The organism is Roseicella aerolata (assembly GCF_020523605.1).
Taxonomy (GTDB): domain Bacteria; phylum Pseudomonadota; class Alphaproteobacteria; order Acetobacterales; family Acetobacteraceae; genus Paracraurococcus; species Paracraurococcus aerolatus.
Genome location: NZ_JAJAQI010000079.1, coordinates 1 through 10,742 on the forward strand (window position 1 = coordinate 1; position 10,742 = coordinate 10,742).

At 71.9% G+C, this 10,742-nt stretch carries 9 protein-coding genes; 2 read left to right on the top strand and 7 right to left on the bottom strand.

Translation table 11 applies throughout. The features are described 5' to 3' along the window. Nucleotides 1–311: 311 nt before the first annotated feature. Nucleotides 312–785, bottom strand: a complete 474-nt coding sequence (locus LHA35_RS26620; RefSeq protein ID WP_226614096.1) for a DUF1203 domain-containing protein — start codon at nucleotides 783–785, stop codon at nucleotides 312–314. 261 nt (nucleotides 786–1,046) lie between these two features. Between LHA35_RS26620 and LHA35_RS26625 the strand changes: the two genes are divergently transcribed. Further along, the gene (locus LHA35_RS26625; protein WP_226614097.1) at nucleotides 1,047–1,367 is read left to right on the top strand and encodes a hypothetical protein; all 321 of its coding nucleotides are present in this window, start codon (nucleotides 1,047–1,049) and stop codon (nucleotides 1,365–1,367) included. 176 nt (nucleotides 1,368–1,543) lie between these two features. After that, nucleotides 1,544–1,870: a hypothetical protein gene (locus tag LHA35_RS26630; RefSeq protein WP_226614098.1), complete on the top strand. Its 327-nt coding sequence runs from the start codon at nucleotides 1,544–1,546 to the stop codon at nucleotides 1,868–1,870. Between the two features lie 194 nt (nucleotides 1,871–2,064). Here the strand turns inward: LHA35_RS26630 and LHA35_RS26635 are convergent, their stop codons facing one another. The 6 genes from LHA35_RS26635 to lptF form a co-directional block, all read right to left on the bottom strand. Continuing rightward, nucleotides 2,065–2,979 carry a DUF1835 domain-containing protein gene (locus LHA35_RS26635; protein ID WP_226614099.1) on the bottom strand — a complete coding sequence of 305 codons (915 nt, stop codon included), beginning with the start codon at nucleotides 2,977–2,979 and terminating at the stop codon, nucleotides 2,065–2,067. A gap of 167 nt (nucleotides 2,980–3,146) precedes the next feature. Continuing rightward, nucleotides 3,147–4,115: a tripartite tricarboxylate transporter substrate binding protein gene (locus tag LHA35_RS26640; protein ID WP_226614102.1), complete on the bottom strand. Its 969-nt coding sequence runs from the start codon at nucleotides 4,113–4,115 to the stop codon at nucleotides 3,147–3,149. Nucleotides 4,116–4,389: 274 nt separating this feature from the next. Further along, nucleotides 4,390–5,373, bottom strand: coding sequence for a tripartite tricarboxylate transporter substrate binding protein (locus LHA35_RS26645; RefSeq protein ID WP_226614103.1), 984 nt, complete (start codon nucleotides 5,371–5,373; stop codon nucleotides 4,390–4,392). Between the two features lie 224 nt (nucleotides 5,374–5,597). Beyond that, nucleotides 5,598–7,916, bottom strand: coding sequence for an LPS-assembly protein LptD (locus tag LHA35_RS26650; protein WP_226614104.1), 2,319 nt, complete (start codon nucleotides 7,914–7,916; stop codon nucleotides 5,598–5,600). After that, nucleotides 7,913–9,037 carry an LPS export ABC transporter permease LptG gene (gene lptG, locus LHA35_RS26655; RefSeq protein ID WP_226614105.1) on the bottom strand — a complete coding sequence of 375 codons (1,125 nt, stop codon included), beginning with the start codon at nucleotides 9,035–9,037 and terminating at the stop codon, nucleotides 7,913–7,915. Before lptG ends, LHA35_RS26650 begins: the two co-directional genes overlap by 4 nt. Continuing rightward, nucleotides 9,034–10,218 carry an LPS export ABC transporter permease LptF gene (gene lptF / locus LHA35_RS26660; protein WP_226614107.1) on the bottom strand — a complete coding sequence of 395 codons (1,185 nt, stop codon included), beginning with the start codon at nucleotides 10,216–10,218 and terminating at the stop codon, nucleotides 9,034–9,036. The genes lptG and lptF overlap by 4 nt, the downstream gene beginning before the upstream one ends. Nucleotides 10,219–10,742 lie beyond the last annotated feature (524 nt).

The following is a 10,742-nucleotide window of genomic DNA, read 5'->3' on the forward strand; positions in this document are numbered from 1 at the left end:
CAGGACCGTCGGCACCCTCTGGGATACCATCGGCAGTCTCCTCGACCGCTTCAGTCCGAGCGAGTGCGCCGCCTACTTCCAACACTGCGGCTATGCACAGTCAGGGCAATAAAGGTCTAGGCAGGCCCGCCGGGGCGGAGTCATCTGCCCGCCTGGACAAAGACCAGGAGCGGCTGGAGTGCGCCATTGCGAATGGAAGCGGCGCTGCCCGCATCCGCCGCCGCCCCGGCGGGACGCGCCGCGGCGACGCCGCCACTTTCGCGGTGGCGGCCTCCCTCCCCGACCGGCTGCGGCATTCTCCATGGCGTGCGTCACAGCCGCTCCACCGCCGTCAGCAGGCAGCCCGGCCGCGCCGTGTGGATGTTGACGTAGCGCGTGCGCGCATCAGCCAGCGCGCGCATCAGGACCGGCGCGACATCCTTGCCCGCGCTGACCGCGCCGAGGTCGTAGAGGCACATCTCCTCCGCATCATAGGACCGCACGGAGACGCTGGCATTCGCCACCACGATCGGCGCGATCTCGTTCACCGCCGCGAAGCGCGTGCAGTCCCGCGCATGCAGGAAGACCGGGCTCGGCGCCCAGTAGACGCCCTGCGGATGCGGCAGGTGGTAGCTGCCGAGCAGCATCGCCTCGCCCTCCTCGCCAAGCCGCAGGCAATGCCGGCAGGGAAAGCCCGGACCATCCGCCACGCGCCGGTGCAGCGCCTGGCCGCGATCATCGCGGCCGGTCGCGCGCCAGCGTGCGGCGGTCCCGCTCGGGATGGAGACGCAGCGGAAGGCGGTCATGGCGGGCTCCTCATCCGGTGCGCGGAGCATGGCCTGGCCGCAAGGCGGCCGGCCATCCGCCCGTTGCGGCGCTGCGGCAGGCGGCGTCGCGAAGGCGCAATCGCCGGTTACAGCCCCGCCTCATCCGCCGCGTAAATCGGCTTCATTCGAAGCCGGCATTGGGCAGGACGTGCGCCAGCGCGCATCTTCCTCGGCGACGGCGGCGCATATGGCGCCGCACCGGACGACAGACCCCGGACACCAAGAGACAGGAGGACCCCCATGATCCGCACCCTCGCCCTGGCTTCCGCGCTCGCCCTTGGCACCCTCGGCGCCGCGCAGGCGCAATCCGCGCCGCAGCTCGTCGGCGGCGGCAACGATGCCGTCGTGGTCTATGGCGCCCCGTCGCACAACATCGCCGGCGGCGGCCGCGTGCTGCTCTCGGGCGGCGGCGACAACCGCAGCTTCCGCTACGAGGCGCTGCAGGCGCAGCCCGGCCGCGCCGCGACGATCCAGGGCGGCGGCGCCGACCGGCAGATCGTCTATGCGCCGGCCGGCAGCACGCAGACCGTGCAGACCACGGCCCGCGGCATCCGCGGCTGAGGCGGGCGCGGCGCGCGCCGCCGCGTTGCGGCCGCCCGCTGCGTCATCAGCGCGGCAAATCACCGCCATCCAGGCCGCGCATTGGGACCATGCGACACCACACTCCAACTGAGAGCGTGACAGGGCGATGCAACGTCGCCCGCCGAGACAGAGAGACGATGATCATGTTCCGCACCATGCTTCTTGCTTCCACCCTCGCGCTCGGCCTGACCGGCGGCGCGCTCGCGCAGGGCGGCCCGAGCCTTGTCGGTGGCGGCCCGGATGCGCAGGTGACCTATGACGCGCCGAGCCGGAATGTCGTCGGCGGCGGTCTCGCCACCATCATCGGCGGCGGCAGCAACCAGCGCCTGGCCTATGGCGGCATGCCGACCACCCTGGCGCCGAATGGCCAGATCGCGGAGATCACCGGCGAGGCCGGCAACCGGCACGTCCGGTATCGCAGCCCCGCGCCCATGGCGGCCTCCGGCCTGCTGGCCGGCCAGCCCGCGCGTAACGGCGGCTGAGCCAGCGCGGCGGGGCCATGCGCCCCGCCCGCTCCGGCGGGTTGCGTTCCTGCCCGAAGGCAACCCGCTGTCGGCCCTTGTCGTCGCACAGGGTCGTGCGTCCGGTCCTGCACGACCTCCCGCGATCCACGGCAGCTCTTTGTTTTTCGAGCGGATTCACGCCTTCAGGCGTTCACGGCCTTTGACGATCTGCTCTAGCCATCGTGCACCACGCCCGCCAGCCTGGGATCCCACAGCCAGGGCGGGTCCGGAAGGACGGGGACGCCACCCTGTGCCCGCGGCGCGGGACGATGGCGGGCGGCGCCTGCCAGCAGGGCCTCGCCCTGCGGCGATAGGCGCAGCGGGTCCTTCGCCAGCAGCGGCCGCTTCGGCCCGCTGCGCAGGCGCTGGATGACCTCCCGGACGATCAGATCCGTCACGTGGAACACCGCATCCGCCGCGCGCAGCGCCGCCTGCACCTGGCCTTCGGTCGCGGCCCCTGCGGCGACCGCGCGCAGCACGGCGCGCTCCGTCTCCCCCAGCCCATCCACCGTCCAGGGCAGGTCGCGCAAATGCCGCCGCATTGCCGCGGCCAGGAAGGGCAGCGTCAGCTTCCGCCGCGTCAGCGCATCCAGCGCGCGCGGATCGGGCGCCGAGAAGGCATCCCAGGCCTCCGCCCCCTGCTCGATCTGCAGGTCGGTCAGCGGCGCCGGCTGCAGCGCGGCCAGCGCCGCATCCGGCAGTTCGGGGAAGCTGCGCAGGCCATCCGCCGGCATCAGCCAGAGCCGCCCGCGGAGTTGCCGCTTCTCCGCCAGCAGCGAGAGGATGCGGATCAGCGCCGCCTGGTCCCAGAGGTCGTGCTCGAACCAGAGATGCACGGCATCATGCCGGTGCAGCCCGTTCAGCGCGGTGTATTCGCGCCCCAGCCGCAGCCGCACCTGCCCGACATCCTGCCCCGCATGCAGGGCGACGAAGCGTGCCCGCAGGCCGAGCCAGGCGATCAGATCGCCCTCGTCCCGCGCCGGGCCGACGCAGACCGGATCGGAGAAGCAGAGATAGTCACCCGCGATTCCGGCGCGCGGCAGGATGTCGCGCAGGTCGTCGCCGCAGCGGAGATGCAGCGTGCTCACGCCGGCCTCGGTCCGGCATCCGGCGGGATCCAACGCGCATTCTCCATCGGCACCACTGCCTCCGTCGTACAACGCCCCCGGCCCAGGTCAGGCACCGGGGGCCATCCTCCCCCGGCAATCCGGCCTGCCGGACAGCATGCGCCCCCTGCCGCCGCGGATGCCAGGCTTCAGTTCAGGGTCAGGCCCAGCCGCTTGATCATCGCCCGGTCCTCCTCCACCTGCTGGCGGACGAAGTCCCGGTATTCCTCCGGCCCCTTGTACATCACCGGCATGTCGAAACGCTCGAGGATCGCCAGATGCGCGGGGTCCTCCAGCGCCGGCCGGAAGATGTCGTGCACGGCGCGCACCACGCCCGGATCCATCCCCTTCGGCCCGGCAATGCCATAGGGCGAGGCGCTGACGATATCGATGCCGGTCTCGCGCAGGGTCGGCGTGTCGGGGAAGCGCTTCGCGCGCTGCTCGCCCCAGGTGACCAGCAGGCGGGCCCGGCCATCCTCCACCAGCTGCGCCCAGCCGCTGCTGTCCGCCAGCGCGTCGATCTGCCCGCCGAGCAGCGCATTCATGTTCTCGGCGAAGCCGCGGAAGGGAATATGCGTCCAGTCGATCCCGCGCTCCGAGGCGATGCGCTCCATGGTCAGGTGCAGGGAGGTGCCGACGCCCGGCGTGCCGTAATTGATCTTCCCGGCGTTCCTCTTCGCGTGGTCGAGGAATTCGGCGAAGGTCTTCCACGGCGCATCGGCCCGCACCACCACGCCGAACAGATAACCGCAGAGGTGGATGACATAGGTGAAGTCGTTCACCGGGTCCCACATCGGCCGAGTGGACATCAGCGGCGTGCGCCAGATGGTGACCGGCATCTGCCCCAGCGTGTAGCCGTCCGGCTTCTCGGTCAGCATGGCCTGCGCGCCCAGGATGCCGCCGGCGCCCGACTTGTTCTCGATCACCACCGGCTGGCCGGCGCGGCGGGCGGCCGCCTCGCAGAGCGCGCGCATCTGCACATCGGTCGTGCCGCCCGGCGCCCAGGGCACGTACATGCGGATGGGGCGGTTGGGAAACCCCGCCTGGGCGATGGCGGGCGTGGCGAGCGTGGCGGCGCCGAGCGCCAGCGCCGCGCGGCGGCGGATGCGAAGGGTCATGGCGGTTCCTCTCCCGGATGGGCCGGCAACGCGGCAGGGCCGCGCGGGTTGGCGCGGCGCCTGCCGCAGGTGAACCCGTCCGGCGCCGCAGGCAACCGCCAGGCGACGCATACCGGGGCTGCATGTCCCGCAGCATGCGCATGCGACAACCCGGCCCCGATGCCCGCCGCATGGAAGGCCGGGGGTGTCATGCAGCCGGCATGGGCTGGTCTCCGGCGCCTGGTCGCCTTGCCCCGAGCCCGCGCGCGAGGGGCGAGGCGTCATGCGGCGGCGGTCAGTCCATCTTCAGCCCGAGCTTCCGGATGATCGCGCTCTCCTCCTCATAGAGATTGCGCGCGAATTTCGCATAGTCCTCCGGTCCCATGTAGCGCAGCGGCATGTCGTAGCGTTCGAGGGTGGCGACGTGCTGCGGGTCGAACAGCGCCTCCTTGAAGGCGTCGTGCAGCACACGCACCACGCCGGGGTCGATGCCCTTCGGCCCGCCGAGGCCGAAGGGGCTGTCGGCCACGATGTCGATGCCCACCTCGCGCAAGGTCGGCACGTCGGGGAAGCGCTTGGCGCGCTCCGCGGTCCAGACCACCAGCAGCCGGAGCCGCCCCTCCTCCACCAGCGGCGCCCAGCCGGTGCTGTCGGTGTTCACCATGGTCTGGCCGGACAGCACAGCCTGGATGTTGTCCGCGCCGCCACGGAAGGGCACGTGCAGCCATTCGATGCCGAGCTGCTCCGCGATGCGCTCCATCGTGATGTGCAGCGTGCTGCCGACGCCCGGCGTGCCGTAGGTGACCTTCCCCGGATTGGCCTTCGCATAGGCGACCAGCTCCTGCCAGGTCTTCCAGGGCTGGTCGGCCCGGACCACCACGCCGAAGACATAGCCGGTCAGGTGGATGATCCAGGTGAAGTCGGTCGCCGGGTCGAAGCTGGGGCGGCGCGACATGGCGGGCAGGCGGAAGATGCTGATCGGCATCTGGCCGATCAGGTGGCCGTCGCCCTTCTGCTCCTGCGCCATCATCAGCGCGCCGAGCGTGCCGGTCGCGCCCGGCTTGTTCTCGACGACCACCGGCTGGCCGAGCTTCCTCGAGGCGATCTCCGACAGCACCCGCAAATGGGTGTCGGAGGAGCCGCCGGGCAGCCAGGGCACGATCAGCCGGACGGGGCGGCTGGGGAAGCCGGCCTGCGCGATGGCCGGGCTGGCCAGCGCCGCGGCGCCAAGCGCAAGCGCGCTCCGCCGCCCGATGGGGCGGCCAATGATGGGGAGCATCCTCGGGGTTCCTCTCCGGTCTGCGGCCTCTCGCGGGCCAGGTGCGCAGAGTGCGCAGCCCGGCGCCACCGTGCAACCGCCGGCGGCGCCCTGTTCCGCACGAGGGCCGGCGGGCCCATGCCGGCGGCCGCGATCCCCGCCCCCTGCAGCGCGGGCGCCAGCCCGCGCCGGGGCCGTGGAGGCGGCCCCTGTCCGGATGCGGTCACGCATCCGGGCCGCCGGGCTCAGATCGCCCGGAAGAAGTACTCGCCCAGTGTCTTGAAGCCGAGCCGGAACAGCACGATCGTGCTCGCGGGATAGAGGGTCTGGGTCGTCGGGTCCTCGGCGAAGCGCTTCAGGAAGCGCCCTTCCAGGATGAAGCACTCATCCTCATAGCCAGCGAAGCCCTGCAGCAGCACCGGGCGGCCGAGGCCTAGATCGTATTTGCCGGATACACCGACGCGCCAGTACTCGCCGATGCGGCCGCTCACGCCGGCCGAGACCTCCTCGCGCGAGCGCGTCGGCACCAGGTAGGGCAGCGGCACCGAATAGAGATAGCCGGCCGAGAAGGTGACCGGCCCCACGGTCAGGTTCGCCACCGTGTCGGCCAGCTTGGTATCCAGCGGCTGCTCGCCATCGGTCCGGACCCTGCCGATGGTCTCGAACCAGGGCACGGGGGCGACCCGCAGCCGCGCGACATAGTCGGAGGCGCGGCGGTCGAGCCCGGAGCCCGGATAGGGGTTGTCGGTCCGGAAATGGTCGTCGAGCCGGAAGGAGCGGCCGACCAGCCCCTCCACCTGGCCGCCATTCGGGAAGTCCCAGGCGCCGCGCAGGGCGGTGTCCACGCGGGTGCCGCCTTCCTGCCGGTCGCGGCCGGTGAAGCGGTTCAGGGCGAAGAGGTTGGCGTCGGTGAACTCGAAATCGACGCTGTCCTCGTTCGGGATGCTGCGTTGCGGGCCGGTGCGCGGGCCGCTGACGAACTGCACCCGCGGCTCGATGGTCTGGGTGCCGTACTCGCCGGCGGAGCGGATGAAGGGCATGCGCCAGTCGATGGCGGCGCGGAGGTTGCCGACGCCGCGCGTGCCATTGGCATCCGGCAGGTTCACCGGCGGCTCCTGCTGGCCGCGGGCCCGGTAGCCGATCGCCTCGGTCTGCAGCCTGAAGGTCCAGAGGCCGCCGAACTGATCGACCTCCGGCCGCTCCCAGCGGGCGCGCGCCGCCAGGCGCTGGGATTCGCTGCCGATCTCGCGGTAGATGCCCAGCAGGCCGGCATCCATGGTCAGGAAGCCGCCCAGCACCTTCTCGCGCGGCGCCTGCTCGACATAGATGTTGGGCAGCACGTAGGGGACCTGGCGCGTGTCGTCCACGCTGCGCAGGCCCTGATAGGCGCGGGCATCGAAGCGGGCATAGCCGGTCGTGCCCCAGAAGCCCTCGGTATAGACCTGGCTCGTCAGCACCCGCCGGTACTCGTAGCGGAAGGTGCGCAGGTAGAGCTCGGAGCTGGCGCGGTTCAGGTCGAAGCCGGTGCGCCAGTTCTCGTCGACGGTGAAGCGGCCCTTCAGGAAGATGTGGCCCGCCAGCTCCTCCTTGCCGCCCACATCCTTGCCGTTCAGCCCGCCGATCGAGGCGCTGCCCTGGATCTCGCCGAAATTGAACAGCTTGCGGTATTCGAGGCCGAGATTCGGATACTGCCGGGAGGAGATGATCGGCGTGATCGTCAGGTCCGACGTCTCGTCGATCGCCCAGAAATAGGGGGTCTGGACGAAGGCGCCAAGGAAGCGGGTGTAGCCGAATTGCGGGAAGAGGAAGCCCGAGGCGCGCGGCGTCGCGGGATCGGGGTGCGAGAGATAGGGCGTGTAGAGAACCGGCACGCCGAACAGGCGCACGGTGGCGTCGCGGTAGGAGATCCGCAGCGCCTCCTTGTCCTGGGTCGCCCGGCGGGCCTGCACCTGCCAGAGCGGCGGCGCGGTGGGGTTGTCCGGGCAGAGATCGCAGGAGGAATAGGCGACCCGCGCCAGCTCGTTGACCGTGCCGCCGGTGCGGCGGGCGCCGTTCGCGGCCATGCGGGCATTGCCGGCGAGCAGCGCGCGCACGCCCTCCAGCACGCCGTCGCGGAAGCGGTCCTTCAGCTCCGCCTCGTCGGCGAAGAGCACGGTGCCGTCGGGCTCCAGCAGCTGGATGTTGCCGCGGGCGGTAACGACGCCGGTGTTGCGGTCATAGGTGAACTCGTCGGCCCGCAGCAGCCGCTCGCCCTGCCAGGCCTCCACCTTGCCGCGGGCGGTGACCAGGCCGCGCTCGCGGTCGTACTCCACCTCATCGGCGGTGAAGGTCACCGGGGCGTTCGGGTCCTGGCGCGGGCCGGCGCCGCCGAAGCCGGCGAAGGGCGAGACGCGGGCGGCGCCCGGCTGACCGGTGCCCTGCACCGGCGGCAGGTCGCGCGGCGTCACGCTCGGCGCGTCGAACTGCGCCCAGGCGGCGCCGGGCAGGCCGAGGAGCAGCGCGGCTAGCGCGCCGCGCAGGCGGGCGCCATGCCCCGCGGATTCCTGGTCAGGCGCAGGGCTCATCCATCCTCCAGGTGCAGGAGCAGCGCGAGGGCCAGCAGCAGGCCCGCGACGGTCGGTGCCCAGGCGGCCAGCGCGACCGGCAGGGTGCCGGCCTCGCCGAACTCGCCGGTGATGCGGTCGATGACGAAGAGGGCGAAGCCGGCGGTGACGCCGGCGCCGATCATCTGCGCCACGCCGCCGCGGCGGGAGGGGCGCATGGAGAAGCCGGCCGCCAGCAGCGCCATGGCGACGGCCAGCACCGGCAGGGCCAGAAGGCTCTGGAAATGCAGCTCGTGCCGCACGGCGGAGAAGCCCGCCTGCTCCAGCACCGCGATGAAGCCCGGCAGCGCCCAGAAGGAGAGCGTGTCGGGCGAGGCGAAGCTGTTCTGGATGCGGTCGGGCGTCAGGTCGGTGGGGAAGGAGAGCGTCTCGCGCGGCCCGGCGCTGCGGTCGGCGCTGAAGGTGACGGCATCCTCCAGCACCCAGCGGCCGGGCAGCAGCCGGGCGCGCGGCGCCTCGATCCGCGCCAGCGGGCGGTCGGCCTCGGAGAGGCGCCAGAGGCTGACATCGGTCATCTCGAAGCTGCCGGGCCGGTCCGCCGCGCGCCCCGCGACGGGCCGGCCGGAGAGGATCGCGACCCCCTGCCGGTCCAGCGCGCGATCCGCCTGGCGCAGCCAGAGCCGCCCGCCGGCGATGGCGGTGATGCCGGCGCTGGCCCGCAGATAGGCGTAGTCCAGCCGCTCCGCCCGCGCGAGCATGACGGAGGAGAGCGGCGAGACCGTGGTGGTGCCGAGGATGCCGAAGAGCAGGGCGACCGCGAGCGGCCCCGCAAGGAAGCCCCAGACGGAGATGCCGGCGGCGCGCGCCACGACGAGTTCCGAGGAGCGGGTGAGGCGCCAGAAGGCCAGGATGCCGCCCAGCAGGATGGCGAAGGGCAGGATCTGCAGCGCGACGAAGGGCAGGCGCAGCCCGGCGATGGTGGCGACCAGGGCGAAGCCGGCATCCGCGCGCGTCGCGGCGCGCCGGAGCAATTCGATGAAGTCGAACAGCGCCACCAGCAGGGTCAGCCCCGTCAGCATGGCGAAGGTCGCGCCCAGGAAGCGGCGCGCGACATAGAGCGTCAGCGTGGTGGCGAAGGTCATGCCGGCCCCGATGCCTGCCCCTGCTGGGCCGGCCGGATGCGCCGGCGCGGCCAGCCGGGCATGCCCGAGATCACCCAGGCGGCCAGCAGGCCCGGGGCCAGGGCATTCACCCAGATCAACGGGATCATGGCGTTCTGCCGCGCCGCCAGGTTGCCGGTCATCAGGCCGAGCGCCAGCAGCACGATCACCACGGCGATGCCGGTGAACAGCCGGAGGCCGCCGCCATGCCGGCGGAACTGGCCGCTGAGGGCGGTGGCCAGCGCGACCAGCCCGAAGCCGAGGGCGTTGAGCGGCGTGGCCAGGCGCTGATGCGCCTCCGCCTTGAAGCGGCGGAGGTCCCGCTCCGGCACGCGGTCCGCCGGGTCCGGGTGCAGCAGTTCGTCGATCGTCCGCTCCTGCGCGTTGCGGTAGCGGTCCCCGCCCTCGCCCGTGCCGCGGGAGGTGCGGGCCAGGTCCACGCTGTTCTCGCTGAAGGAGAGCACGGTCAGCCGGGTGGTGGGTGGGGTGCCGGGCGGCGCATGGGCCGGCGGCGGCACGCGCTCGATCTGCTGGCGCTCGCCGTTCTCGAGCGTGACGCGCGGCCCGTTCGGGCCGGGGGTGATCCGCCCGGCCTCGGCCAGGATGGTGACGGGCGCCCCCCGCTCCCGCGCATCGTGCAGCAGGATGCCGCGCAGCGTGCCATCCCGGTCGCGGTAGCGGGCATAGACGGTCAGGTCGTCGCCGACCGAGGAGAAGACCCCCTCCTGCACCAGGATGGCGGCGAGCTGGTTGCGGATCTCGAACTGCCAGGCGCGGAACGCGGCCTGGCTGGCGGGCACCAGCCAGAGGGCGAGGACGTAGCAGATGCCGACCGAGATCAGGGCGAGGAGGAGCGCCGGCCGGGCCAGCCGCCAATGGGAGAGGCCGGCGGCGCGCATGACGACCAGCTCACGGTCCGCCGAGAGCCTCACATAGACGAACAAGGTCACCACGAAGGTGGTGATGGGCAGGATGACGGCGAAGAAGCTCGGCAGCAGCAGGCCGGTGAGCTCGATGAAGACGAGGAAGGAGAGGCCGCGGTCGAGGACCAGCTCGATGAACCGCAGGGACTGGGTGAGCCAGACCAGCGCCGCGAGCCCGATGGTCACGGCGAGGAGCGCGACGGCCAGCTGCCGGAAGATGTAGCGGTCGAGACGGGTCATGCGGTTGGCCGCACCCTAGCGACCGCGGGGGACGGGGGAAAGCACCGGGAGCGGTCGATGTTGCCGCAATGCCGCAGCTGTGGCCCCCGGGACGAGGCGTGGGTCAGGCAGGCCGGGCGGGCCGAATCGGACCGCCGCCCCGGCCCCTGGAGGCTGCCCTTGCCTGGAGCGGCTTCCATTCGCAATGGCTCACTCCTGCCGCTCCAGGTCTTTGTTCAGGCGAGCACATTCCTCCGCCCAGGTGGGTCTACCTGGACGGAGCTTGCTCTAGTCTTACTGTGTCACTTGCTTCTTGGCCGTATACGCTGTTTCTGCAGGCAGCAGGGGCAGCGCGGGAGGAGGTGGACAAGGCCGACGGTGAGGCGGCGGCGAATGCTGGCGATTGAGTGCGGCACGTGGCGCTCAGGCCGGACCGGCACCGCGCGGCTGGAAGCCTTTGGATAGCGCAGGTGTCTTGAGCCGCCGCGCGGTGAAGCGGGATTGAGGGGGGAAAAGGCAGCGCTCGGCCACGAGGAAGCCGTAGG

What these genes read in the sequence shown, in the direction of transcription:
- LHA35_RS26620 (WP_226614096.1), bottom strand. Translation starts at nt 785, where the DNA reads ATGACCGCCTTCCGCTGCGTCTCCATCCCGAGCGGGACCGCCGCACGC.
- LHA35_RS26625 (WP_226614097.1), top strand. Translation starts at nt 1,047, where the DNA reads ATGATCCGCACCCTCGCCCTGGCTTCCGCGCTCGCCCTTGGCACCCTC.
- LHA35_RS26650 (WP_226614104.1), bottom strand. Translation starts at nt 7,916, where the DNA reads ATGAGCCCTGCGCCTGACCAGGAATCCGCGGGGCATGGCGCCCGCCTG.
- lptF (WP_226614107.1), bottom strand. Translation starts at nt 10,218, where the DNA reads ATGACCCGTCTCGACCGCTACATCTTCCGGCAGCTGGCCGTCGCGCTC.
- lptG (WP_226614105.1), bottom strand. Translation starts at nt 9,037, where the DNA reads ATGACCTTCGCCACCACGCTGACGCTCTATGTCGCGCGCCGCTTCCTG.
- LHA35_RS26630 (WP_226614098.1), top strand. Translation starts at nt 1,544, where the DNA reads ATGCTTCTTGCTTCCACCCTCGCGCTCGGCCTGACCGGCGGCGCGCTC.
- LHA35_RS26645 (WP_226614103.1), bottom strand. Translation starts at nt 5,373, where the DNA reads ATGCTCCCCATCATTGGCCGCCCCATCGGGCGGCGGAGCGCGCTTGCG.
- LHA35_RS26640 (WP_226614102.1), bottom strand. Translation starts at nt 4,115, where the DNA reads ATGACCCTTCGCATCCGCCGCCGCGCGGCGCTGGCGCTCGGCGCCGCC.